The sequence below is a fragment of the Mycolicibacterium lutetiense genome, from assembly GCF_017876775.1.
Taxonomy (GTDB): Bacteria; Actinomycetota; Actinomycetes; order Mycobacteriales; family Mycobacteriaceae; genus Mycobacterium; species Mycobacterium lutetiense.
On record NZ_JAGIOP010000002.1, the window covers coordinates 3,454,296 to 3,478,618 of the forward strand.

A 24,323-nucleotide genomic window follows, 5' to 3' on the forward strand; every position below is an offset into this window, starting at 1 on the left:
TACCACGAAGTGAGTAGCGCCGCGACAATGTCCACGCCGCAGGCGTTGAGCCCCGGCCGTTAGCCGGAGGTACCCGCGCGGTTGCCAGGCCCGCTCCGTAATGTGGAGGTCATGGCCGCTGCTGGTCAGTGTTGCCCGGCAAGCTGCGACTGAATGTACTGAGATGTGGAGCAAGTTCGTGCCCCTGAACACCATCGCGCTGGAACTCGTCCCGCCGATCCTGGAACGCGGCCTGCAGTATCCCGTTGACGAGGCGCGGAAAGTGCTCGCCTTGGCGGTCGAAACCGGCATCGAGGGCCGGATCCGCCACGTCATGATCCCCGGGATGATCGACGAGGACGATGACCGCCCGGTCGAGATGAAGCCACGGATGGATGTCCTGGACTACTGGAACATCCTGCGGCCCGAACTGCCCGAGATGCGCGGTCTGTGCACGCAGGTCACGTCGTTCCTGAACGAGGAGGCCCTGGGGCGGCGGCTGGCCGATCTCAGCGGGGCAGCCTTCGACGGCATCGCATTCGTCGGCGTGCCCCGGACCATGAAGGACGGCGAGGGTGACGGCGTCGCACCCACGGACGCCCTTTCGATCTATGAAGAACTGGTTCCCAATCGGGGTGCCATTCTCATCCCCACCCGCGACGGTGAGCAGGGCCGGTTCAACTTCAAATGCGAGCGCGGCGCAACGTACGGCATGACTCAGCTGCTGTACTCCGACGCCATCGTCGGCTTCCTCAAAGAGTTCGCCGAAACATCCGATCACCGGCCCGAGATCCTGCTGTCCTTCGGGTTCGTACCGAAGATGGAGTCCAAGGTCGGGCTGATCAACTGGCTCATCCAGGATCCGGGCAACGAGGCTGTGGCCGCCGAACAGGAATTCGTCAGCCAACTGGCCGAACGTGACCCTGATGAGAAGCGCAAGCTGATGCTGGACCTCTACAAGCGGGTGATCGACGGGGTGGCTGACCTCGGCTTCCCGCTGAGCATCCACTTCGAGGCGGCCTACGGGGTGTCGAAGCCGGCTTTCGAGACGTTCGCCGAGATGCTCGCGTACTGGGCGCCGGATCGGGCCGGCTAGTTTCGGTCGGCCGCGCTTGTCGGTGGTCGAATGTATGTTCGAGTCATGCAGGCGGGTGCGGCCCAAGCGGTTGAGGCGGTAGCGGCGTTACGCGCCGCGTACGACGCGTTCGCTGCCTGTGACCTCACCGCCTTGACCCGCACCGAATTGCTCGGCGTGCTCGACGAATACGAGGCCTTGACCTGTCAGATGCCGACAGTTCTGCATCGCTTGTTGGCCCAACTGCAAGCCGACACCACCCCCCAGGAGATGGGCGCCAAATCCTGGAACACGGTGCTGCGCATCCGATGGCGCCTGTCCACTGCCGAGGCCAGCCGCCGCCTGGGTGAAGCCGCCGAACTGGGGCCGCGACGTGCTCTGACCGGTGAACCGTTGCCCCCGGTGTTGCCGGTGGTCGCTGCGGCTGAGGCGGCCGGGCTGATTACCGCCGACCACGTCAAAGTGCTGCGCGACGCGGTCAGCCGACTCCCGAGTTTCGTCGACACCACCACCGCCGAACAGTTCGAAGCCGATCTGGTGCGCGTCGCGGTCGGGGTGGGCCCTAAAGAACTCAAAGACACCGCCGAACTGCGATTGTTTCTACTCGATCAGGACGGTCCCGAACCCGATGACACCGAACGCGCCCGCAAACGTGGCGCCACGATGGGCAGGCAGGGTCGCGATGGCATGACCGCGTTGACCGCGCATCTGGACCCCGAAACCGCTGCGGTGTGGGAAGTACTGTTCGCCAAATTCGCTGCGCCGGGTATGTGCAACCCCGCCGACGAACAACCCTGCACCAGCGGCACCCCCAGCCAAACCCAGATCGACAACGATCACCGCAGCCTGGCTCAACGCCAACACGACGCGCTGCTCGTCGTCGGACGTATCGCGTTGATGACCGATCTGGGTCAACTCAACGGGCTACCGGTATCACTGATCATCCGCACCACCCTGCAAGACCTCGAATCCCGCGCCGGGATCGGGATCAGCGGTGGCGGCACCAAAATCCCCATCACAGACGTCATCCGGATGGCCGGGCACGCCCACTGGCACCTCGCGGTGTTCGACCAGGCCACCGGATCAGCACTCAATCATTTCCGGGCCCGCCGGGTCGCCAGCCCCGCCCAACGCATCATGTTGATCGCCCGCGACGGAGGATGCACCAAACCAGGCTGCACCGTGGGCCCCTACGGCTGCCAAGCCCACCACGCCGTTAGCGATTGGGCTGATGGCGGCAACACCAATATTGATGAGATGGCCCTGGCCTGCGGCCCCGACAACCGCCTCGTCCATACCGACGGTGGCTACACCACCAGCATCAACCCCGACGGTGACGTGGAATGGCGGCCCCCACCCCACCTGGAACACAGCCAAAACCGCATCAACTACCACCACCGCCCCGAACTCCTACTCACCCCACCCAAACAACCCGAGCCGGCGCAACCAGAATCGGACCGTGACTGGCAGCCGGACTGGGAAACCGACTGGGACCTGGAGTGGGACCACCCCACACCCACCCCACCCAACATCGAACACCTCTGGGACACAGAACCACTCACCCCAGCCGACCTCCGACTCCCACCCGGCTGGACACTGCTCGACCCCCACCCACCACACCCCAACGCCGACAACCACGCCCTCAGCAGCAAGGCAGTACGCGGACCCTAGCCGTCACCCATTGCGGCGGTGACCGCTTGCGCAATGAACCGCACGGCATCGTTGCGACTCACCGAGGCCATCAACTGGGCTGCCGCCTGAATCTCGGGGCCCACCAGACATGTTGGCCCGTCGCTGAGGTTGGCGAATGCTGCCGCCACCACATCGTCGACGGCCGCCGCGCCAGGCGGAGTGTCCTCCGGCGAGGAGATCTGGCCGCGTTCGTGCTCCAGCTTGCGCAGTGCGGGAGTGTCGGTCTTGCCCAGGATCAGCCCCAGCACGTCAACACCCTTGCCGTGCAACTCAGTCCAGAGAGCCTCGGCGAACACCATGTCGAAGGCCTTGCTTGCGCCATAGGCGACCATGTTCGGCCCGCCGGCGAATCCGGCCCCCGACCCGAAGATGACGATGCCGCCGCGGCCGCGCTCCACCATGGGCGCCGCATAGTGGTGGCACAGCTGCATCGGCACCATGCAGTTGCGTTGTACCAGTGACTCGGCATCCGAGAGCGGGCCGGACAGAAACGGTGCGAAGTGGGGGTCGGCCCCCGCGCAGTACACCAGGAACCCGATATCGAGATCCGCGGTGGCTTTGACTATCTCGCCGGCAGCCCCGGGTTCAGCGAGGTCGATTACCAGCGTGCGGGTCTGCACGCCGGTACGGTCCCGGATGACAGCGGCGACGTCGTCGAGGACGGCCCGGCGCCGGGCCACCAGCACCACGTTGAGCCCGCGACGGGCCAACTCCTGGGCCATTGCCGAGCCGACCCCGTCGGAGGCCCCCGCCACGAGTGCCCACGGCCCGTACTTGTCTGCGAACCCCTCAGACATTGGCGATCCGCACCGCGGTGAACCGACGCTGCGCGATCTGCCAGCCGTCGGCGGTCCGGACCAGTTCGTCGTCGTAGAAACCGATCCCGCTGACGCCGGAGCTGTTGTCCTGAGCCATGATCAGCGAGTCCACATACGTTCGGGCCGTTGCGGTGTCGCCGTCGACCTTGATCGCGTGGTTGCTCAGCCGGTGCATGGTGTGCCCGGCCATCGCGTGCACCTGGTCCATGAATTCGGTGACGGCGTCCACCCCGTTCCACTTGCCGATCTCGCCGTAGTCCAGCACGCAGTCGTCGGTGAACACGGTGCGGAACAACGGCCAGTCCCGCCGGTCGATCCCCGTTGCGTAGCGGACCAGCACATCGGCGATGTCGGTGCGGTCTTCGTGGTAGGTCATGCGTGATCTCCGTTCGGATGCACAATGATTCGCGCCGGCCCGGCCGACCGGCGGGCCAGGTCGAGCGCGTCGGGAACTTCGTCGAGCGGCACCACCATGCCGATACTGGGCGTCGGATCCAGGTCGCCGGCGGCGATGGCGTCCAACGTCCCGTACCAGTCCTGCGGCCACGGCCCGCCGCCGAACTGCAAGGTCACCCCCTGCCGGGTGGCGGTGGTGATGTCGAGGGAGTCGCCGGTGTACCAGCCGCCGGCGCAGTAGATGCGGGTGCCCATATCGGCGTCCTCGACGATCTTCTGGATCAGGCCCGACGCGCCGACGCATTCGAACACCACGGCCGGGCCCCACAGGTTGCGTTCGGCGCGTACCTTGCGCCAGACGTCCATCGGTGCCTGCTCGGCCGGATCGACCGCGATGTGGGCGCCGAACTCCATGCAGGCCAGCGCACGTCGATCTGCTTGGTAGTCCGAGACGATGATCGGTTCGATGCCACGGCGGGCCAGCGCCGCCACCGCGGACAGCCCGATCGCGCCGGCACCGATCACGATGGGAATCTCGCCGGGCTCCAATCTGGCTGAGCGGACATAGAACTCGCCGACCGCGAAGGCGTCGGTGAGCGCGACGGCGTCGTCGGATGCGTCGGGCCCCACGGCTCGGGCGATGGCTTCGGTGACCACTACCAGCTCGGCGAAACTTCCCTGAGAATCGGGGTGCTGGCCGATGATGTGCCCGCCGTCGGCGCCACCGTTGATCAGGCGCAGCGGAATCGAGGTGACCCGGGTGCCCAGGGGGAACTGATCGGTACAGCCGGGGCCGTGGCCGATGACCTCGCCGACGAACTCGTGGCCGAGCACGGTGTCCTGCTCGACGTCATAGAGCGATCGGCCCGTCGGATCGTTCAGTCCGAGTTCGGGGTGGTCCATGAAATGGACATCGGATGCGCAGATCGCGGTACTGAGTACTCGCAACAGAAGCTCACCCGGACCCGGTGCGGGATCGGGGATCTCACGCACCGTGAGTGCGCCCTGCCGTAAGACGACTGCACGCATCGCACCTACCTATTCTCGAATAATCGAGATAGTCTCTCGAATTGACAAGATGACTGTAGGAACCGTCCAGAGGGGAGTCAAGGGTGCGTGGTGCGGTCTCGGCGCCGACGGGCCGGGTGCTCGATGTGATCGAGTTGCTGGCGAGTTCCGGCGATGCGCGTTTGCGGTTCTCCGATGTGGTCAGCGCATTGGACCTGACTCAGGCCACCGCACACGCGATCCTCAAGACACTGTGCGACCGGGGTTGGCTGATCCGCGACCCCGCCGACTTGACGTTCGCCCTCGGTCCGGGCCTGGCGGTAGTAGCGGCCCGGACCGAGGCTGCGCGCCCGCTGGCACATGCGGCCCGTATTGCCGCACAGGAACTTTCGCAGCAGCTCGGGTATGCGGCTTCCGTCGTCGAGCGGGTCGCGGACGAGCTCTTGATTACCGCCTTCGAAGGCGCCGGGCCCCGGCCGGCCGGCACGCCGGGAGACCGAATCCGGTACGCACCGCCGTTCGGGGTCGCCTTCGCGGCCTGGGACTCGTCTGCCGATCAGCGCGCCTGGATCGACCGGGCTCCGACGACTAGCGAGGCACTCACCGAACGGCTCGTCGACGTGCTCGTCCAAACCAGGGAGCGGGGTTTCGACGTCGACTGGACGACGCCGGACCTGACCCGGGCGGCGCAGATGGTCGGTTCGCTACCGAGTGATGGACTGCCTGAGCACGTCCGCGGCATCACCGATCAACTGCTCGCCGAATTCACCACGATCGGTCTGGCCCCGGCCGGCGACTCAACAGGCAAGGCCCAGCCGGTAGCCACGATCGCGGCTCCGGTGTTCGACCCTCATGGCCGGGTCGCGCTGATCCTGTCGATACACCCGTTGCGATCCATGACCGCCCGCCAGGTGGACACCGCCGGTCAGCGGGTGATGCGGGCCGCCCGGGCGCTCTGCAGTTCGCGCTAGATGTGCCGGACTACCCAGTCAGCCATCGACAAACCACCGGGTTCTGCATGCATGCGGCATTGATGTCGGGCAGGGAGCCCGAGCATGGCAAGCCGTTCTCCTGGACACAGCCCGCCGGCATGGGTGGGCATGGCGTCCCGTCTGGCCGCACGCACGCCTGTGCGGGATCGGCGTACGCGGGTACGGCGGGCACTGCGAATGTGAAAGCCATGCCCAGGGCAAAGGAGCCGGCAACAGTCAGTAGTCGGATGCAATTCATGGCCAATCGCCCTTCTGGCGAACTCGTTGTCGGAGGTCGTTGCTGGTGGTAATCGGTAGCGCGATCGTCAGCAACGTATCGCGATGACTTCGAGGTTAGCTCGCAACAGGTTCGTGTGGTCCCGAATTCAACGACTGGACGCCGCGGCGGCGGGATTAAACTTCGGCACATGCCGGCCCTGCATCTGGTCACCGGTGCCGGCGGCGGCACCGGCGGGGTCAGCCGCCTGGTGATCGAGCAACTACGCGGCCGCGGGGAACGCGTGCGTGCCCTGGTCCATCGCGATGACGAGCGCGCCGAACCGCTGCGGCAGTTGGGTGCGGAAGTGGTGGTGGGAGACCTGACCCAGCCACTGGACGTAGTCGCCGCGATGACCGGTGTCGACCGGATGTTCTTCAGCATGAGTGTGTCGCCGGACTATCTGCAGGCCACCGCGGTGGTGGCTGCAGTGGCGTCCGACCTCGGGCCGCTCGAGGTGATGGTCAACATGTCGCAGATGACGGTTTCCCAGATGACGCTGACCAGCACGCAGGAGTCGCGGCAGCACCGTCTGCACTGGTTGGCGGAGCGGGTCCTCAACTGGTCGACCGTGCCGGTGGTCCATGTCAGACCGACGGTGTTTCTGGACAATCCGTTGTTCACCTGGCTTGCGGTGCCGGCCCTTCGGGAACGGGACAGGCTCGTGCTGCCGTTCGGGACGGGCCGGACGTCACCGGTTGCAGTCAGCGATGTGGCCCGGGTGGTGACGACCGTGCTGGCCGACCCGGCCGGGCGAATCGGGCAGGTCTACGAGCTGACCGGACCGGCGAGCCTCGATATCGACGGCCTGGCCGCTGAGTACGCCAAGGGGCTGGGCCGTCCGATCAAGGGGCTCGACATTGGACATGACCAGTGGATGGAGCAGATTCTGCGGCCGCTGGGCTTACCCCCGCACACCGAGCAGCACATCGCCACCATGGCGCAGCTACACCGCGACGGACGCTACGAGCGGGCCACCGGCGACGTCGAAACCGTGACAGGTCAATCGCCTTTGACGGTCGGGCAGTACATCGCGGGCAACCCGGCGCGATTCTCCTGACCGTGCGCGTCGCATATCCTCGTTCCAGTGTCCGACCGTCAGGAATTGCGTGAGCTGCGCGCCCGCCTGGATGGACTGACCTTTCGCGACGCTGCGCGGTTCGAACGCCAGCTCAAGAATCTCCGCGGGGGAAACTCGGACAAGATCGCTCAGCAGATCTCAGCCGCTGAGGCGCTGATCCTCACCCGTCAGGCAGCCGTCCCGACTATCACGTACCCGGACCTGCCGGTCAGTGCGCACCGCGATGAGCTGGCCAAGGCCATCAGCGAGAACCAGGTGGTGGTGGTCGCCGGGGCGACGGGCTCGGGCAAGACGACGCAGCTGCCGAAGATCTGTCTGGAGTTGGGACGCGGGATCCGCGGCACCATCGGCCACACTCAGCCCCGCAGGTTGGCCGCCCGCACCGTGGCCCAGCGCATCGCCGATGAACTCGGCACCCCGCTGGGCGACGCCGTCGGCTACACCGTGCGGTTCACCGACCAGGCCAGCGATTCGACCCTGATCAAACTGATGACCGACGGCATTCTGCTCGCCGAGATTCAGAGGGACCGGCGGCTGCTGCGCTACGACACCCTGATCCTCGACGAGGCGCACGAGCGCAGCCTCAACATCGACTTCCTGCTCGGGTACCTGCGTCAACTACTGCCGCAGCGGCCCGATCTCAAGGTCATCGTCACCTCGGCCACGATCGAGCCGGAACGGTTCGCCGCGCACTTCAATAACGCGCCGATCGTCGAGGTGTCGGGGCGGACCTATCCGGTCGAGATCCGGTACCGGCCGCTGGAGGTCACTGTCGGCGGAGACGACGAGACCGAGGATCCCGACGATCCTGACCACGAGATTGTCCGAACCGAGCTTCGGGACCCGACCGAGGCCATCGTCGACGCGGTCCGCGAACTGGAATCCGAACCTCCGGGCGATGTGCTGGTGTTCCTGTCGGGCGAACGCGAGATCCGGGACACCGCCGAAGCACTGAAGGACCTGCGGAACACGGAGGTGCTACCGCTCTACGCTCGACTGCCTACCGCGGATCAGCAGAAGGTGTTCCAGCCCAGCCACACCGGACGGCGAATCGTGTTGGCCACCAACGTGGCCGAGACGTCATTGACCGTGCCGGGCATCCGTTACGTCGTCGACCCCGGCACCGCCCGAATCTCCCGCTACAGCCGTCGCACCAAGGTGCAGCGCCTGCCGATCGAGCCCATCTCGCAGGCCTCGGCCGCTCAGCGGGCCGGCCGTTCCGGGCGTACCGCTCCCGGTGTCTGCATCCGGTTGTACTCCGAGCAGGATTTCGAATCCCGGCCCCGCTACACCGATCCCGAGATCCTGCGGACCAACCTGGCCGCGGTCATCCTGCAGATGGCCGCTCTGCAACTCGGTGATATCGCGGAGTTCCCCTTCTTGGACCCGCCCGACGCTCGCAGCATCCGCGACGGTGTGCAGTTGCTGCAGGAACTTGGCGCGTTCGACAACGCGGGCGCGCTGACCGACGTCGGACGACGCCTGGCCCGGTTGCCGCTCGACCCGCGGGTCGGACGGATGATCCTGCAGGCCGACACCGAAGGCTGCGTGCGTGAGGTGCTGGTGCTGGCGGCTGCGTTGTCGATCCCCGATCCGCGTGAACGCCCGACGGACAAGGAGGAGGCAGCGCGTCAGAAGCACGCCCGATTTGCGGACGATTCCTCCGATTTCGTGTCCTACCTCAACCTGTGGAACTACCTGCGTGAACAACGAAACCAGCGTTCCGGCAATGCCTTCCGGCGGATGTGCCGCGAGGAGTTCCTGCACTACCTGCGGATCCGGGAGTGGCAGGATCTGACCGGTCAGCTGCGCAGCATCGCCCGCGACATCGGGATCCGCGAGAGTGACGAGACGGCCGAGCCGGCTGCCATTCACGCCGCGCTGACGGCGGGACTGCTGTCCCACGTCGGGCTGCGCGAGGGCGAGGGCCGCGACTATCAGGGTGCCCGCAACTCCAAGTTCGTCCTCGCGCCGGGTTCGGTGCTGACGAAGAAGCCGCCGCGCTGGATCGTGGTGGCCGACCTGGTCGAGACCAGCCGGCTGTTCGGCCGCGTCGCCGCCAAGGTCGATCCCGAGGCGATCGAGCGGGTCGCCGGGCATCTGGTGCAACGCAACTACAGCGAGCCGCACTGGGAGGCCAAGCGCGGCGAGGTGGTTGCGTTCGAGCGGGTCACGCTCTACGGGCTGCCGCTGGTTCCACGTCGGAAGATCGGGTACGCCCAGATCGAACCGGAGCTGGCCCGCGAGTTGTTCATCCGGCATGCGCTGGTCGAAGGCGACTGGCAGACCCGCCACCACTTCTTCCGCGACAATGCCCGGCTGCGGGCCGAACTCGAGGAGATCGAGGAACGGGCCCGTCGGCGTGACCTCCTGGTCGGGGACGACGACATCTATGCGCTCTACGATGCGCGGATCCCGGCCGACGTGGTCTCGGCCCGCCATTTCGATGCGTGGTGGAAGAAGCAGCGGCACAAGACACCTGACCTGCTTACCTTCACCCGTGCCGACCTGGTGGTGTCTGAGGACGGTGCGGACAATCCCGACACCTGGCAGGCCGGTGACCTCGAACTGCCGCTGACCTACCGGTTCGAGCCCGGGGCCGCCGACGACGGCGTCACGGTGCACGTGCCGGTCGGGGTGCTGGCCCGGCTCGGCGGTGACGGCTTCGCCTGGCAGGTACCGGCTTTGCGGGAGGAACTGGTCACCGCACTGATCAAATCGCTACCCAAGGACCTGCGGCGCAACTTCGTCCCGGCGCCCGACACCGCGCGGGCCATCCTGGGTGACATCGACCCGTCCGCGCCGTCACTGTTGGACGAGGTGCAGCGCGAACTATGCAGGCGCAGTGGCATTCTGGTCCCGATTGATGCGTTCGATCTGAGCAAGATCCCGGACCACCTACGGATGACGTTCGCGGTGGAATCGGCCGACGGCAAAGAGGTGGCACGCGGCAAGGACATCGACGCGCTGCGCGAGCAGTTGGCCGTACCCGTCGCCCAGGCCGTGGCCGACGCCCTGGGTGGCAACCTGGAACGTACCGGATTGCGGGCCTGGCCCGAGGATCTCGATGAGCTGCCGCGCACGGTGGAAAACGTGAGCGGTGGGCACACCGTCCGCGGCTACCCGGCCTTCGTGGACACCGGAAAGTCCGTCGATATCAAGGTGTTCGCGAACCCGGCCGAACAGGCCGCGGCCATGCGGTTGGGCCTTCGCCGCCTGCTGCGGCTGACCGCACCGTCTCCGGTCAAGGCAATCGAGCGGGGCCTGAGCACCCGGACCCGCCTGGCGCTCAACGCCAACCCCGATGGCACCCTGGCCGCGCTGCTCGATGATTGCGCCGATGCGGCCGCTGACATGCTGGTACCCAAGCCGGTGTGGACGAAGGCCGAGTTCGCCGGTGTTCTGGCGCGGGCCGGCAAGGAACTCGGCCCCACCACACAAGCTGGGGTGAGCCGGGTGGAGAAGGTGCTGGCAGCCGCGCACGAGGTGCAGGTCGCGCTGCCCCACAAACCGTCTGCTGTCCAGGCCGATGCCATCGCCGATATCCGGTCTCAACTGGATCGACTGTTGCCCAACGGGTTTGTCGCTGCCACGGGGATCGCGCGGCTGAACGATCTGGCCCGGTACATCACGGCGATTGCCCGCCGGTTGGAGCGATTGCCGCAGGGCCTTGACGCCGACCGGGAGCGGATGGCCCGTGTGCACGCCGTCGAAGACGCCTACGACGATCTGGTGTCGGCCCTGTCCGAGGCTCGTGCCGAGGATCCGAAAGTGCGCGACATCGCTTGGCAGATAGAGGAACTACGGGTCAGCCTGTGGGCCCAGCAGCTCGGCACGCCACGGCCGGTCAGTGAGCAGCGCATCTACAAGGCGATCGACGCCGTCACGCGGTAACCGTCAGTCCTGTGGCACCGCGTGGCCGATGGTCATCACCGTGCCGGGATTCGTCACCACCGCGCCGCCACCGGGCAGCGCGGCCACACCGCCGGTTGATCCGGTGTGGATCGTCGCAAGAACCTCCTGGCTGTACACGTCGACGACCGTCACTGTCCCGGTGGTGGCGTTGGTGATGTAGGCGATGTCGTTGTTCAATACCACCCCGGTTGCCCCGGAGCCCACGGCGAACCGGTCCATCTCCTCCATGCCGTAGTAGGTATCGATCAGCACCAGCTGGTCCTCGCCGTTCGTGGTGACCAGGGCGACCATGCGTCCGTCCTGGTAGGACACCGCGGTCACGGTGAACTCCTCGCCGAAGTCGATGCGCCCCATCTCGTCGAATGCCAGGGTGCCGCCGGCGCTGGAGTTGGCGCCCATCATCCGGGCCTCGCCCAGATCCATGCTCACTGCCAGGCGCGACACCGCATGTGTTGACGTCGCGATCACGGTGTCTTCCTCGGAGTCCACTACGAATTTGATCTCGTGGTCCGTGGGAAGGCCCGTGACGACCAGCTTCTCCGAACCGTTGTAGCCGTGCAGAGTGCCGCCGGAGGCCACGACCAGCGTGCCACTGGTCGTCGTGAGGCCGGTGACCGGTTCGTCCAGCCGGATCCCGGTGTCGATCACCGTCTGGGTGCCGGCGTCGAGGGTGAAGATGACGTTCTCCGTGGACGTGACGTAGATCGTCTCGGTGGGCTTGTCGACCCAGATGGTGCCCGGATTGAAGTCGATAGGAATGGTGGTGACCGTCGTGTCCGGGTTGACCACTGTCAGTGTGGGCAGCGCCCCGATCAGGATGATGCTGCCGTCGGGGGTGACGCCCACGACCGTTGGTCCGCCGGGGACCTCGATGACATCGACGACGGCCACCTGGGCGGGATCGATGGGAGCGGTCACGGTCACCGAGGTACTTTCGCTGCCGTCACTGGCGGTGATGGTGAACTGAGTGGTCTGAGGCAGGCCCGACGCGGTCGCGTGCAGTCGGGACTGTCCGGTCGGGGTGAACGTCCAGTTACCGGTGGCACTGTCCACTTCAACGGTTCCGTGGTCCGGGTCCGGCTGAGTGACGGTGTAGGTGAGGGTGTTGCCGTCGGGATCGGTGATGTTGACGGTGCCGCGCACCGCGCCTGTGTTGTGGTCGATGGTGCTGTGATCGACGGTGTACGGCGGTGTGCCGGAGACCGGCGCTTCGTTGGCCGGGGGGACGACGAGATTCACGGTGGTCGTCGCGACGTGTCCGCCGCCAGGGGTGAATAGGCCTTGGAGTCCGTGCAGGTGCAGACCCTGGTCTCGGATTGCGACCCTGAAGCTGACCGCACCGCCGGTCGCGGCGAGTTCGGCGTCGGGGGTGTAGGTGAAAGCTCCCGTTGTGGGATCGACCGTGACGGTGCCGCGCTCGGGTGCGTCGATGACGCTGTAGGCGAGCGGATCGCCGTCGGCGTCGGCGCCGACGATGGAGCCGGTGATGATGCCGGACGAATGTGGTTGGCCCACTACGACAGTCGACGTCGGCGTGGTGTTCAAGAAGGTTCGACGCAGCGCCACCCAGGCCAACTCCACCAGTTTTGTCGGGGCGATCGGTGCATGGGGTGAGACCGCACTCGGCCTGAAACCCACCCAGGACAGCAGGCCACTGACAACACGGGCCGGGGCGGCAACGATCGTGGCGATCGGTGCCGGGGCCGGCGCGCTTGTCAGTGGGGCGGGATCCGGCGTTGTCACCTGTTCGACGGGAGTGTCGACCGCCGCGGAAAACATCTGCGCGGCAGCGAGTTTCTCCGCACGTGCCGTTGTCTCGGCCGACACGGTGATCAGCCGACGGGGGGTCGCGGTGGAGGTGAGGGACGGCAGTTTGTTCACCTTGGAGGGCGCCAGCGAGAGGGGTTTCGGGGTGGAGTCGGAGGCCGAATCACCGGAATCCACGACCACATCCGTGACGAGTGTGCGCTCCGGGGCGGTGACCGCAGCGGGTTCGATTGTCTCGGAAGGGTCCGTGGATGTGGCGGTGTCGGCTCCTGGCGAGGTGGAGACCTGGGACGACGGCCGAATCGAGGTGCGGGTGGCGCGTGGCTTGGCCGGGGTCTTCAGCCGCTCCAGCCGCTCCAACCGCTCCGACCGGTCGGTCGAGGTGGACGTGTTGGCGCCCCCGGAAGCGGATACCGAGGACAACGGACCTCGCGGTCCCTTGGTCGGGAGTCCGGTTTTCCGCCTCGTGTCCGAGGCATCCGACTTCGGAGTGCTCCCGGGACTCGCCGGTCCGGTCGACGACTCCGACGACGAGGTGTCATCGTCCGAATCGGGGGCGGCATTGGCCACACCCTGACCGCTTGTCACGGCAAGGCCCAGGCCGACCGCAAGGGTCAGTCCACCCAGTCGAGACTGTGCGCTGTTGGGAAATTCCATGAGTGACGTCTCCAAATCTGTCGCGAAATTGCGAATATCTCGAGGGTCGGCCAGGTGTGCAGAATGTACGACATAAATTCAAGATGGATATCGTTATCGCAAATATTCACGTTTCCGTCAACCAGGGCATAGTTCGAGTGTATTTTGTTACTTCGCCGAAGTAACGAAGTGCACAGCAACGCACACGCAATTACAACTCGGGTAATTGAAAGCGGCGAAGGTTGCGACTGATGTCGTGTGTGGCCGAGGAATTATTCGCGACGGGGCCGGATATTTATCCGCTGAATAGCGGCCCTCCGGACTAACGGATGGTGTGCTCGCTGCGACCGATCGAGCTTCGGAAGCGCCGGATCAGGCCGCGGGCCTCGTTGAACACCCGACCGCCAAGGGGAGTGAGACCGGAGTGGTCAGTCCAATTGCCCTCGGTATCAAGGGATTGCGCGGCGCAGTTTCACTCGCTCCTCCCGAGCTGCCTGCGCAGGAACGCGGTGACGTGGCCGGCCACCTCATCGGGCTTCTCCAACCACGGCCAGTGGCCCGTTCCCGGAACCGGTTGCACCTCACAGCTTCGGAAGATGCGGCGGTAGTCGTCGGTCTGTGCGAACGGTACGTACTGGTCATCCGCGCCCCACACCACGAGGACGTCGCCGCTGAACTCAGCGAGCCGATCAGCATACGGGGCAAGGGCATTCGGGCCGGTGGACCGGTAGAGCTTCACCACCGCGTTGGGTGTGCCACGGGCGAACATGTGCTCGGAGATCGATTCCAGCGCATCGGTGGGCAGGCCCGGATCGCGCATGGCCAGCACCCGACGCAGCACCGCGGGGTTTCCGATCCGCGACAATGCCTCGGCCAGGAACGGTGTTCGCCACAGCTTCGCGGCGAAGTGGTTGATCACCACCGGGGCATTGATCAGCGTGATGCTGGCTACCGAATCGAGATGGTCGACGGCCCAGGCGAGTGCCCAGGGTCCGCCGAAATCGTGGGCGACGAGATGCGCCCGTTCGACACCGAGTTGGTCCAGGATCGCGCCGAGGTGCGCCGCGTAGGCCGTCACCGTGTACGGCCATTGGGCCGGTTTGTCGGCCGCGCCGAAACCTGGCATCTCCGGTGCGATCACCCGGGCAAACCCGGCGACCGGCATCAGCAAACGGTCCCACTTGGCCCCGGCGTTGTTGCCGTGCACGAACACCACGGCTTCCGGTCCCTGTTGCCGGACCGACGCGGCCGGTCCGGCAACGAGCACCGGTGACCGCACCCCGTCGACAGCCAGCGTGCGGTGTTCGGCGACGCTGTCCATCAGCGGGATTTTACGGTCGCGCAAGGCGTGCCGCGCGCTTTCAATCGATCAATGTGTGCCTGTGGCCACCCGGGGGGCCCGCTCGGCCTCCGCGTTGTCCAGCACCAGTTCGGCCACCCGCGAACGGTGGGCCTCGGCACTGCCCAACAGGGCGGCATCGGTGGTGGCCCGCTTGAAGTACAGGTGCGCCTGGTGCTCCCAGGTGAAACCGATTCCGCCGTGCACCTGGATGGTGTCGGCGGCGATCTTGGCAAACGCCGCCGACGCTGTGGCCTGCGCGATGCTGGCCGCCAGTGCGGGGTCGTCGGTGCCGTCGGCCAGTGCCCACGCGGCGTGATAGGTCGCCGAGCGGGCGTGCTCGAGGTCGACCAGGCAGTCCGCCAGCCGGTGCTTGACTGCCTGGAAGGAGCCGATCTGCCTGCCGAACTGCAGCCTCGATTTCGCGTATTCGACGGACAGATCCAGCAGATGCTGTGCGGCCCCGACCTGTTCGGCGGCCAGCAGTGCCGAGGCCACCTGGAAGGCATGGGTGAGGACGCGATCGGCCTCGTCCGGACCGGCGACGAGCTGCCCGGGTGCATCGGTGAGGACGATGGTGGCCTGCGGCCGGGTGAGGTCGAGCGTGACCAGCGGGATGCGCTGCACGCCCGGCCCGGTCACGTCGACGGCATACAGGGCCACGCCGTCGGGGCCCTTCGCGGCGACCAGCAATACGTCGGCAGCATCCCCATCGACGACCCGCTCGACCGTGCCGGTGAGCGTCCCGTCCTCGGCGACAGTGACATTCACTGCGGCGGGGTCGAACGCGCCCGCGTGATCCGGGACCGCGAACGCCGCGGTGCGGGTGCCTTCGGTGAGCGCGCCGAGGAGTTCGTCGCGCGCCGGACCGGCCGGGGCAGCGACGAGCGCCGGGATCGACAGGAACACCGTGCCGAACACCGGCCCGCAGGCCAGGGCCGCACCCAGTTCCTCGACTGCGATGGCCTGATCGACCAGCGTGCCGCCGGCACCGCCGTCGGCCTCGGGAACCGCCAGGCCGAGCACGCCGAGCTCACCGCCCAACCGCGCCCACAGCTTCGGATCGAACCGGGGCTCGGACTCCATCAGGGTCCGCGCCGCCTGCTCGCCGAAGTTCTCGGCACAGAATTTGCGGACCGCGGTGCGCAGCTGCGCCTGCTCGTCGGTGAACGTGAACTCAGAGTCAGCCACGCGGAATCTCCTTCCACGGCATACCGGCATCGGCGCGAAGATCGCCGGGCAACCCGAGGATCCGTTCGGCGAGAATGTTTCGCATCACCTCTGAGGTACCGCCTTCGATGGTGTTGGCCTTGCTGCGCAGGAAGCGCTGTTGGATGGGACCGCGCCAATCGGCCCCGTCATCGTTGTCGTCCAACCCGTAGCCGTGATACAGGATCCCCTCGGGCCCAAGCAGATCCATGCACCACTGGTAGATGTGCTGGTTCAGTTCGGCGCCGACGAGCTTGCCGATCGAGCCTTCTGGTCCGGGCCCGCCGACGGTCGCGGCCGCTCGGGAGCGTTCCGACGTCAGCCGCTGGGCCTCCGAGCGCAGCCACAGCTGGGACAGCCGGTCGCGGAGAACCGGAGTCCGCAGATCCGGGCGCGCTGCCCACAGCGCCACCGCATCCGAGATGGTCCCGGCTCCGCGACGGTTGCCGCTGCCGCCGAGCGCGCTGCGCTCGTTCATCAGCGTCGTCATCGCGACGTTCCAACCGCTGCCGACCGCGCCGAGCCGATGCGCGTCGGGGATGCGGGCGTCGGTGATGTAAACCTCGTTGAACTCGGCCTGGCCCGTCATCTGCCGCAGCGGCCTGGTCTCGACGCCGGGACCGTGCATGTCCAGCACGAAGTACGTCAGGCCTTTATGTTTGGCCACATCGGGATTGGAACGGGCCAGCAGCAGACCCCAGCGGGCCCGGTGCGCCAGGCTGGTCCACACCTTCTGTCCGTTCAGCACCCACTCGTCGCCGTCGAGGACTGCCGATGTGGCCAGGCCGGCCAGGTCCGATCCGGCGCCCGGCTCCGAGAACAGCTGGCACCAGATGTGTTCGGTGCTCGCGAGCGGCCGCAGCCAGGATTTCTTGAGCTCGTCGGACTGCGCGTGCTCGCGCACCGTGGGCGCGGCCATGCCGTAGCCCATCGGATTGAGGCCCAACGGCACCGGACCGCCGGCGCCCTGCAGGATGCGGTCGGCGACGGCCTGCAGACCGCGCGAGACCCCGAGGCCACCGAGGCCCTCCGGGAAATGCACCCAGGACAACCCCGCGTCGTAGCAGGCGGCCAGGTACTCGGGAATCGGGACTTTCTTGGGATCGTGGTCGGCCACGACCCGGCGGGCGAGGTCGGCGACCCGGTCCGCATCAGCGACGCTGCTCATCCAGCCACGATAGGGAAAGGCATCCGACGGCCTGCGGGCGGGCGGTAGCGTCCACGAACGTGGACCGAAAGCGCGTGGTGATCGCCGGGCTCGGCGATACCGGCGTGCTGACCGCGATCCGGTTGGCGCGCCGCTTCGACGTCGTCGGCATCTCCGGGAACCCCGGCCTGGTCAGTGGTCAGGAACTGGGCACGCGGCTGGCCCGGCCCGATGACTGGGCGCGCAATTACTGGATCGGCTTCGAGCGGTTCCGCGAACTCGATCGGGTCCGCACCGTGCACGGCACGCTGACCGGGGCCGACCTGTCGGCCCGCACCGTCAGCCTGCGCGATGCCGACGGGAACCCTCGGGTGGAACACTACGACGCACTCGTCGTCTCGACCGGTGTGACGAACGGCTTTTGGCGACAAGCGGTTCTGCAATCGGCCGACGATGTCGACGCCGGCCTGCGGACCGCGCACGAGCGCCTGGGATCGGCACGGTCCGTCGCCGTCATCGGAGGTGGCGCTGCCGCGGCTAGCAGCGCGGCCAACATCGCCGTCCGGTGGCCCGCCATTCGAGTCGGGCTGTACTTCCCGGGGGAACACCCTCTGCCGCAGCATCATCGACGGGCCCGGAAGCGGGTCGAGGCCAGGCTGACCGCGGCAGGGGTGACGCTGCACCCCGGTCATCGAGCTGTGGTGCCCGACGGCTTCGACTGCGCGGCCATCACATCCGAACCCGTCCACTGGAGCACCGGTCAGCCTCCGGTGCGCGCGGATGCGGTGTTGTGGGCCGTCGGCCGGGTCCGGCCCAACACGGCCTGGCTGCCGGCGGACATGCTCGACGCGGAAGGGTTCGTACGGGTGACTTCCGACCTACGGGTGCCGGGACTCGACGGCGTGTTCGCGGTCGGCGACGTCGCGGCCACCGACCCGCTGCGATCATCGGCCCGCAATCGGGCCGACGGACTGCTGGCCCGCAACGTAGCGGCCTACTTCGCCGGCGGTCGGATGCGGACCTACCGGCCGCCGACCAGCCGTTGGGGATCAGTCCTGGGGGTACAGCCTGACGGGCTGGAGGTATTCGCGCCCAACGGATTTGCCTTCCGATTCCCGTCCTGGTCGATTGAACGGGTGCTGCAGCCGTGGATCGTCCGCCGAGGCATCTACCGCGGGGTACGGGCCTCAGATCAGAACATCGTCACCAACGGCTGATCGACGGGCACCACGTACGTGGACAACATCAGGGTCCGCACGGTGCCGACGTTGTGGGCGTTGTGGATGACCCCGGCCGGGATGAGGAACGGGTCGCCCGAATGCAGGTGCTGGGTGGGCCGATCGTCGAAGACCATGTCGACGTCGCCCTGGACGATATAGCCCACTTCAGGTCCGGGGTGGCTGTGGCGGCCCGACTCCTTGCCCACCGGGATCTCGAATCGGTTCTGGATGATCTCGAATCCCGGTGTGGGGGCCGCGGAACGCTGAAGTTCGGTGCGGGACACCCCTGCAGTCGGGTCATCGGCGAGCGCGGTAGGAGCGGTGAGGGTGGCTGCCGCGGCGATCGACGCGAATGCGGCCAGGGCGAGGCGGGTGCGTGTCATGCCTCCATGACAGTCGCCTCGGCCGATCAAGTCCAACGATGCTTTTAGATGGTTTTGATCTGTATCGGTGATGACGCTTTCGCGAACGTGGCTCAGGATCGCGGAAGCGCTACCGGAACCGTCTGCAGGCCGGGGCTCATCGGAGCGACCGGGGCGGCCGGAGCCACTCCGGGTACCCCGGCTACCCGAGGCACGGCGGCTACACCGGGCACCTGACCGGGCACTCCGGCCATGCCGGGCACCACCGGTGCGGCGGGTGCTGCCACGACGCCGGGCACCTGAGCGACCTGGCCGGGAACCTGAGCGACCTGGCCCGGCACCTGAGCAACTTGGCCGGGCACCGGGGCCGCTGCGACACCGGGAACCTGACCGGGAACCTGACCGGGAACGGCCGGTACAGGAGCGGCCGGAGCCGGCGGTGCAGCTGCGGCTGCCGCGTTCTGACTGAGCACCCGCAGCAGGTCAGGCTTCATCTGCTGCAGTTGCGATCCCCAGTAATTCCAGGTGTGAGTGCCATTCGACGGGAAGTCGAACTTCGCGTTGCGCCCACCTGCGGCCACGTACTTCTGCTGGAACTCCTTGTTGGTGTTGATCGTGATGTTCTCCAGGAACTGAGCGCTGTACAGCGTGCCGAAATTGCCGCCCGGGCTGTCGAGCTCGGAGGGAACACCGTTGCCGCAGTACACCCAGATCGCGGTGTTGTTGGCCACGAGCCGGTTGATGTTGACCATCGGGTCGTTGCGACGCCAGGCCGGATCGGTCGTGGTGCCCCACATATCCGTCGTGTTGTAGCCGCCGGCGTCCTTCATCGCGAAGCCGATCATGGTGGGCCACAGGCCTTGTGACGGATTGAGGAAGCCGGACAGGGCTCCCGCGAAGATGAACTGGGCCGGATGCCAGATGGCCAGGGTCAGGGCGGCCCCACCGGACATCGAGAGCCCGACAACGGCATTACCGGTCGGTGCCACTTCGCGTTTGGCGGCCAGGTAGGCCGGAAGTTCCTGGGTGAGGAAGGTTTCCCACTTGTAGGTGGTGGTTCCGGCACTGCCGGCCGCGGGGCGGTACCAGTCACTGTAGAAGCTGGATTGCCCGCCTACCGGCATCACCACCGAGATCCCGGACTTGTAGAACCACTCGAACGCCCCGGTGTTGATGTCCCAACCGTTGTCGTCCTCCTGCGCGCGCAACCCGTCGAGCAGGTACAACGCGTGCGGGCCGCCGCCCTGGAACTGAACTGTGATGTCACGGCCCATCGCGGCCGATGGCACCTGGAGGCGTTCCACCGGCAGGCCTTCGCGCGAATACGCTGCGGCGGTCGGTGTCGGCCCGGCCATGACCAGCCCCGGCAGCATCATTCCTGCGATCGCCGCAGCCGCCACACGGTGCGACACCCGACCGAATATTTTCAGTCTCACACCGGCAAGCTAACAACGCCTGAGCTGTGGGTACTGTGGCCGCGCCCGGAGTAACCCGTCTGTTATCAAGGTGATTCGGTTCTGATGCCGGAAGAGCCCGGCCGCCGCCACTCGCGTGGTGACACGCCGTGCGTCCGGCGGAACTGGCGGCTGAAGTATCCAGGGTCGGCCATTCCGACCCGCATGGCGACCTCTGCCACAGCCAGGTCCGTCTTGCTCAACAGGTCGCGCGCCCGACCCATCCTGCGCTCGTTGATCCATTCACCGACCGTGCGTCCGGTCCGCCGGCGCACCAGCGTGGTGAGATGACCCGCTGTCATCCCGACCTCGCCTGCGACGTCACTGAGTGACAGGGGCTCGGACAACCGACGGTCGATCACCGAGAACACCTCGGCCAGCAACGGCTCGCCGCTACGGCGCAGGTCGCTCACGACATCGTCGGCGAGACGGGCCAGATCGATGAGCAGCAGGGTCAGATGCGCCAGCACCGCTTGGCGGTAACCCTCACGCCGGGCGGCCAGCTCATCCTCGATCGATTGGATGGTGGTGTCCCACAGCCGTTGTCGATGGGCGGGCACGTGCAGTTGCAACAGCCCGCCCGACCGGCCGTGGAGGAAGGGGAACAGCAGTGGATGAGCCTGCCAGGTGGGCCAGGGTGAGCCGGCGTCGTGTCCCAGAGCGGTGGGGTCGAAGAATACGCCGACCCCGTCGGCGTCGGCGGCCAGCGGCCGTGGGTCGATCACCTCGCCGGCTGCCACCACATAGATGACTCCGTCGGTCGGTACGTACCAGAGCACCGGGAAGTCGTGTATGTGCGGCCGGTGTTCGGGGAGTTCCGCACGCCGGCCCCGGGTGACCGACACCGGCGGCGCGTCGCGGTCGGTCCAATAGCGGTAGACCGGGACACCATTGCGGTGACGAACCAAGCGGGACGCGTCGGGCATACCGCCAAAGATAATCCTGATATTGCCAATCTTCACCCAACTATCCATGTTCTGACCGTTGGAACATGGAGGTCATGACCGAACATCGTCCACATCTTCTGAAGAACCACCATGACTACCTGCCTGCTACGGGCCATGACGTGTTCCTGCCCGGCTACGACCTGATGACGCGGGTCCTGGGAATGAACCCCGCCTACCGCGAACTGGTCGCGCAGGCCGGGCTTTCAACCGGGCAGCGGATCGTCGAAATAGGTTGTGGAACCGGTAATCTCACCGTCCGCGCCAAGAATGCATGTCCGGGCGCCGACATCGTGGGTACCGATCCGGATCCGCGCGCGCTGCGACGGGCAGAGCGAAAAACCAAGGGCATGAACGGTATCGGATTCACCCGGGCCTACGCCCAGGATCTCCCGTTCAGCGACGGCGAGTTCGACCTGGCACTGTCCTCGATGATGTTGCACCACCTCGACGAGGCGACCAAGGTGGCCGCCACCGCCGAGGTGTTCCGGGTCCTGCGGCCGGGTGGCAGGTTACACATCGTCGACGTGCGCGGCGATGCCCTGTCCGGGTTGCTCGAGAACACCGGGTTCGATTGCACGACGGTGGGTTCCGGACGTATCCGGCTGGCCGGAAGTCTTACCTACCTCCGTGCGACGCGTCCGGCGTGAACGCCGCGGGCGCGGCCAACGGAATGAGCAGACTCGACGGCGAATCTCCACCCTGACGGATGCGGTAGGTCCCCGCGACCAGTGCCTCCCGCGCCGGCTGAGTGGGGACCAGGTGGGGGAAGTCGTAGGTGGTCAGGGTCAGCCGCAACCGGTGACCCGGTTCGATCAGGGCACCGGTGGGGAAGATCTCCAGGTCATACCGGGTCAGTTCGCCGCGCACGACGGGTTCGGCGGCGGCGCGGGTACTGATGTGATGCGGCCGTAGCACCGTCCCGTCCGGCGTAAACCACGTCTTCTCCGGATCCAGGGCCCGGTGTGAACCGAGCAGCGCGCCTTGGGTCAGCGGCCGGCTGGCTCCGTCCGGTGCGACGTCGTCGAGGTGGGCGACCCACAGGGTTTCGGTGGTGTCGGCGGTTGCCTGCAGGGTCAAGGTGACCGGGCCGGCGATGAGTTGGGTCTCGGCGAACTCGGCAGTGGTGTAGGTCAGGGCCTCCCGCTGCAGGCGGCGGTTGTCCAGGTCGTAGCGGATTCGGCGGCCCCGCTGGGCGGCCATGAAGCTGCCCATTCCCAGGGTCCACTGTTCCAGGCTGCGTCCAGACACGGGACCACGGAGCGCGTAACGCAGTGTCGCTTCGGTCTGGTCGGTGGCCGGTTCGGCCGCCAGCTGCCCGCCTTCGGCGAGATACAGCCGGGTCGGCGTGGCCTCCGGGAACGGATAGTCCTGCGCCTGGAACCATTCCGAGCTGCCGATGGCCTGGAAGCGGATCGGGGCGCCGGTCACCTCGGCGGAGGCATCGTCTTTGAGCCAGTGGTCAAACCAGCGCAACTGCAACGCATGAATGTGCAGGCCGTCGAGATCCGATACGTGATACCAGGGGCCCATGATCAGCTGCACCCGGTCCGACAGCGGCTGGCCGGGCTCCATCGGAGCGTACGGCGGCCGACCGGCGTAGGCGTTCTGCAGTGCGGCGTAGTTCAGTGGGGCACCGCGCTGGAAGGCGTCGTGCCAGCCGCCGACCAGGAAGACAGCCACCTGGTTGTGCGCGATATCGGGCAGCACGTCCGAGGCCCGCATGGTGTCCCAGAACGGCCCGTCGAACGCGGTGTCCCCGCCGCCGGCGGCGTCGGAGATCATCGACCGGAAGTACTGGCGCTGGTCCCGCCCGCGTTGGCGCACCGTGGCCAGGCCACCGGCCCGGGGGCGCTCATGCGCACCGCGCCGGGCGAACTCCAGGACCGGGTTGACCAGGTTCAGCAGTGAATAGACCGCGCCGTAGGCCTGCACCGTGCGCATGTGCGGCACGCCGCCCATGGTGACCACATCGCGGTAGAAGTCATTGGCGGCCATCACCGGGAAGATCGCCTTCAGCGGTGAGTCGGGGCCGACCGCGGCTGCGGTGAGCAGCTGATTGATGGCCAGGTAGGAGATGCCGAACATCCCGACCCGGCCGTTGGAATTGGGCAGTCGCGCAGCCCAATTCACCAGATCTACCCCGTCCTGGACCTGGACTTCACCCAGCATCTCGAAGGATCCGCCCGAGGCGCCGGTGCCCCGGACGTCGGCCATCACCTCGATGTAACCGCGGCGGATCAGGTATGGGGTGGCCCCACCGCCGATCTGGGCGGCCGGCGGCGGGGCCTTCTTGCCGTACGGGGTGATGGACAACAGCACGGGGAACGGCCCCGGTGCCGGTGCCCCGGTTTCGGGGACCGTCGGATAGTGGATGTCGGCCCGGAGCACGGTGCCGTCGGAGACGCGGACGGCCACATTGTGGTGGACGCCGACGCCGTAGCGCGCCGGCGGAGGGGTCCATTCGGGTTCCAGTGGCGACGGTGTGCGCTTACGGACTCGTGTCGTCTTCTGCCCGGCCACCGTGGTACCTCGGGCAACCTGCCACCGGTTCGCCATCCGTCCTCCTTGACGTATCGACCTGGTTCCACGGTAGCCAGTGGGCTACCCGGCCATGAACTCCGAGTAGGCCGAGGCCAGTTCCGGTGACAGCGCCGTCACGTTGCATGCTCGCTGCGTGTCCCCGATCGGTGCCAGGATGCCCCGCAGGTCGTTGTACTCCTGCGGATTCGCGGTGAAGTATCCGCGCAGCGTCTCCGCGGCCTCCGGACGCGACTGGGTGAACGCAGCGGTCACCGCCTGGTTGGCACCCGGGTGGCTGTTCAGATAGGTGCGCGCGGCGCCGGTGGTGCTACTGACCGTGCCGGCCACCCCGCTGGCGCTGCAATCGGGTGCCGCGGCCGCCGTCGGCGCGCCGATCAGTGCCGCGGCAACGCCGCCCAGCAGGCCTGCGGTGCAAGCGCCGGCAATTCCGCGGCGCGCGGTGATAGCAGTGAATTTCATGATCATTTCCTTCGGGATTGTGTTGGGTCG

General features: G+C 66.9%; 20 protein-coding genes. 8 read left to right on the forward strand and 12 right to left on the reverse strand.

The genetic code is table 11. The features are described from left to right. Positions 1-178 precede the first annotated feature (178 nt). Positions 179-1,075, forward strand: a complete 897-nt coding sequence (locus JOF57_RS25925; RefSeq protein WP_209923740.1) for a mycobacterial-type methylenetetrahydrofolate reductase — start codon at positions 179-181, stop codon at positions 1,073-1,075. A 30-nt stretch (positions 1,076-1,105) separates the two neighbouring features. Further along, positions 1,106-2,725, forward strand: a complete 1,620-nt coding sequence (locus JOF57_RS25930; RefSeq protein ID WP_209921864.1) for an HNH endonuclease signature motif containing protein — start codon at positions 1,106-1,108, stop codon at positions 2,723-2,725. Here the strand turns inward: JOF57_RS25930 and JOF57_RS25935 are convergent. From JOF57_RS25935 to JOF57_RS25945, 3 genes are read right to left on the reverse strand one after another with little or no spacing between them, the layout of a single operon-like run. After that, a complete protein-coding gene (locus JOF57_RS25935; RefSeq protein WP_209921866.1) occupies positions 2,722-3,543 on the reverse strand; it encodes an SDR family NAD(P)-dependent oxidoreductase in 822 nt (273 codons plus the stop codon). The genes JOF57_RS25930 and JOF57_RS25935 overlap by 4 nt on opposite strands. Further along, the gene (locus tag JOF57_RS25940) at positions 3,536-3,940 is read right to left on the reverse strand and encodes a nuclear transport factor 2 family protein (protein WP_209921868.1); all 405 of its coding nucleotides are present in this window, start codon (positions 3,938-3,940) and stop codon (positions 3,536-3,538) included. Before JOF57_RS25940 ends, JOF57_RS25935 begins: the two co-directional genes overlap by 8 nt. Next, a complete protein-coding gene (locus tag JOF57_RS25945; RefSeq protein ID WP_209921870.1) occupies positions 3,937-4,989 on the reverse strand; it encodes a zinc-binding dehydrogenase in 1,053 nt (350 codons plus the stop codon). The genes JOF57_RS25940 and JOF57_RS25945 overlap by 4 nt, the downstream gene beginning before the upstream one ends. Before the next feature lie 116 nt (positions 4,990-5,105). On the opposite strand from JOF57_RS25945, the gene JOF57_RS25950 reads away from it, so the two are divergent. The 3 genes from JOF57_RS25950 (at position 5,106) to hrpA (ending at position 11,191) form a co-directional block, all read left to right on the forward strand. Continuing rightward, positions 5,106-5,939: a helix-turn-helix domain-containing protein gene (locus JOF57_RS25950; RefSeq protein ID WP_209923742.1), complete on the forward strand. Its 834-nt coding sequence runs from the start codon at positions 5,106-5,108 to the stop codon at positions 5,937-5,939. 428 nt (positions 5,940-6,367) lie between these two features. Continuing rightward, complete coding sequence (locus tag JOF57_RS25955; RefSeq protein ID WP_209921872.1) at positions 6,368-7,276, forward strand: NAD(P)H-binding protein; 909 nt, start codon at positions 6,368-6,370, stop codon at positions 7,274-7,276. 27 nt (positions 7,277-7,303) lie between these two features. Then, entirely contained in the window at positions 7,304-11,191 is a 3,888-nt protein-coding gene (gene hrpA, locus JOF57_RS25960) for an ATP-dependent RNA helicase HrpA (protein WP_209921881.1), read from the forward strand. Between the two features lie 3 nt (positions 11,192-11,194). On the opposite strand, the gene JOF57_RS25965 is transcribed toward hrpA, so the two are convergent. Then, complete coding sequence (locus JOF57_RS25965) at positions 11,195-12,727, reverse strand: YncE family protein (RefSeq protein ID WP_209921883.1); 1,533 nt, start codon at positions 12,725-12,727, stop codon at positions 11,195-11,197. Here JOF57_RS25965 and JOF57_RS25970 point away from each other — a divergent pair. Beyond that, positions 12,699-13,556, forward strand: coding sequence for a hypothetical protein (locus JOF57_RS25970; RefSeq protein ID WP_209921885.1), 858 nt, complete (start codon positions 12,699-12,701; stop codon positions 13,554-13,556). The two genes, JOF57_RS25965 and JOF57_RS25970, sit on opposite strands and share 29 nt — an antisense overlap. 531 nt (positions 13,557-14,087) lie before the next feature. Here JOF57_RS25970 and JOF57_RS25975 read toward each other — a convergent pair. The 3 genes from JOF57_RS25975 to JOF57_RS25985 are packed head-to-tail and all read right to left on the reverse strand — an operon-like array spanning position 14,088 to position 17,331. Beyond that, positions 14,088-14,936, reverse strand: a complete 849-nt coding sequence (locus JOF57_RS25975) for an alpha/beta fold hydrolase (protein ID WP_209921887.1) — start codon at positions 14,934-14,936, stop codon at positions 14,088-14,090. A gap of 48 nt (positions 14,937-14,984) precedes the next feature. Then, the gene (locus tag JOF57_RS25980; RefSeq protein ID WP_307870106.1) at positions 14,985-16,145 is read right to left on the reverse strand and encodes an acyl-CoA dehydrogenase family protein; all 1,161 of its coding nucleotides are present in this window, start codon (positions 16,143-16,145) and stop codon (positions 14,985-14,987) included. Then, a complete protein-coding gene (locus tag JOF57_RS25985) occupies positions 16,138-17,331 on the reverse strand; it encodes an acyl-CoA dehydrogenase family protein (RefSeq protein ID WP_209921891.1) in 1,194 nt (397 codons plus the stop codon). Before JOF57_RS25985 ends, JOF57_RS25980 begins: the two co-directional genes overlap by 8 nt. 59 nt (positions 17,332-17,390) lie before the next feature. Here JOF57_RS25985 and JOF57_RS25990 point away from each other — a divergent pair, with 59 nt between their 5' ends. Then, complete coding sequence (locus tag JOF57_RS25990) at positions 17,391-18,527, forward strand: FAD-dependent oxidoreductase (protein ID WP_209921892.1); 1,137 nt, start codon at positions 17,391-17,393, stop codon at positions 18,525-18,527. Here JOF57_RS25990 and JOF57_RS25995 read toward each other — a convergent pair. The 3 genes from JOF57_RS25995 to JOF57_RS26005 all read right to left on the reverse strand — a co-directional run bounded on the left by JOF57_RS25995 (position 18,503) and on the right by JOF57_RS26005 (position 21,272). Continuing rightward, positions 18,503-18,913, reverse strand: coding sequence for a cupin domain-containing protein (locus JOF57_RS25995; protein WP_209921894.1), 411 nt, complete (start codon positions 18,911-18,913; stop codon positions 18,503-18,505). The genes JOF57_RS25990 and JOF57_RS25995 overlap by 25 nt on opposite strands. Before the next feature lie 92 nt (positions 18,914-19,005). Further along, positions 19,006-20,328: an esterase family protein gene (locus JOF57_RS26000; RefSeq protein ID WP_407666604.1), complete on the reverse strand. Its 1,323-nt coding sequence runs from the start codon at positions 20,326-20,328 to the stop codon at positions 19,006-19,008. Positions 20,329-20,393: 65 nt separating this feature from the next. Further along, positions 20,394-21,272 carry a helix-turn-helix transcriptional regulator gene (locus tag JOF57_RS26005; protein ID WP_209921896.1) on the reverse strand — a complete coding sequence of 293 codons (879 nt, stop codon included), beginning with the start codon at positions 21,270-21,272 and terminating at the stop codon, positions 20,394-20,396. A 74-nt stretch (positions 21,273-21,346) separates the two neighbouring features. Here JOF57_RS26005 and JOF57_RS26010 point away from each other — a divergent pair, with 74 nt between their 5' ends. Beyond that, a complete protein-coding gene (locus tag JOF57_RS26010; protein ID WP_407666605.1) occupies positions 21,347-21,940 on the forward strand; it encodes a class I SAM-dependent methyltransferase in 594 nt (197 codons plus the stop codon). Here JOF57_RS26010 and JOF57_RS26015 read toward each other — a convergent pair. Both JOF57_RS26015 and JOF57_RS26020 read right to left on the reverse strand, forming a co-directional pair. Beyond that, on the reverse strand, positions 21,909-23,849 hold the full coding sequence (locus JOF57_RS26015; protein ID WP_209921908.1) for a CocE/NonD family hydrolase: 1,941 nt from the start codon (positions 23,847-23,849) through the stop codon (positions 21,909-21,911). The two genes, JOF57_RS26010 and JOF57_RS26015, sit on opposite strands and share 32 nt — an antisense overlap. Before the next feature lie 45 nt (positions 23,850-23,894). Further along, a complete protein-coding gene (locus JOF57_RS26020) occupies positions 23,895-24,293 on the reverse strand; it encodes a heme-binding protein (RefSeq protein WP_209921910.1) in 399 nt (132 codons plus the stop codon). Positions 24,294-24,323 lie beyond the last annotated feature (30 nt).

Excerpts from the sequence above, each read along its gene's own strand:
- JOF57_RS25985 (WP_209921891.1), bottom strand. The coding sequence starts at position 17,331 with ATGAGCAGCGTCGCTGATGCGGACCGGGTCGCCGACCTCGCCCGCCGG.
- JOF57_RS25940 (WP_209921868.1), bottom strand. The coding sequence starts at position 3,940 with ATGACCTACCACGAAGACCGCACCGACATCGCCGATGTGCTGGTCCGC.
- JOF57_RS25970 (WP_209921885.1), top strand. The coding sequence starts at position 12,699 with ATGATGCCGGACGAATGTGGTTGGCCCACTACGACAGTCGACGTCGGC.
- JOF57_RS26015 (WP_209921908.1), bottom strand. The coding sequence starts at position 23,849 with ATGGCGAACCGGTGGCAGGTTGCCCGAGGTACCACGGTGGCCGGGCAG.
- JOF57_RS25935 (WP_209921866.1), bottom strand. The coding sequence starts at position 3,543 with ATGTCTGAGGGGTTCGCAGACAAGTACGGGCCGTGGGCACTCGTGGCG.
- JOF57_RS26020 (WP_209921910.1), bottom strand. The coding sequence starts at position 24,293 with ATGAAATTCACTGCTATCACCGCGCGCCGCGGAATTGCCGGCGCTTGC.
- JOF57_RS25945 (WP_209921870.1), bottom strand. The coding sequence starts at position 4,989 with ATGCGTGCAGTCGTCTTACGGCAGGGCGCACTCACGGTGCGTGAGATC.
- JOF57_RS26005 (WP_209921896.1), bottom strand. The coding sequence starts at position 21,272 with ATGCCCGACGCGTCCCGCTTGGTTCGTCACCGCAATGGTGTCCCGGTC.
- JOF57_RS25955 (WP_209921872.1), top strand. The coding sequence starts at position 6,368 with ATGCCGGCCCTGCATCTGGTCACCGGTGCCGGCGGCGGCACCGGCGGG.
- JOF57_RS25995 (WP_209921894.1), bottom strand. The coding sequence starts at position 18,913 with ATGACACGCACCCGCCTCGCCCTGGCCGCATTCGCGTCGATCGCCGCG.
- JOF57_RS26010 (WP_407666605.1), top strand. The coding sequence starts at position 21,347 with ATGACCGAACATCGTCCACATCTTCTGAAGAACCACCATGACTACCTG.
- JOF57_RS25975 (WP_209921887.1), bottom strand. The coding sequence starts at position 14,936 with ATGGACAGCGTCGCCGAACACCGCACGCTGGCTGTCGACGGGGTGCGG.
- JOF57_RS25930 (WP_209921864.1), top strand. The coding sequence starts at position 1,106 with ATGTATGTTCGAGTCATGCAGGCGGGTGCGGCCCAAGCGGTTGAGGCG.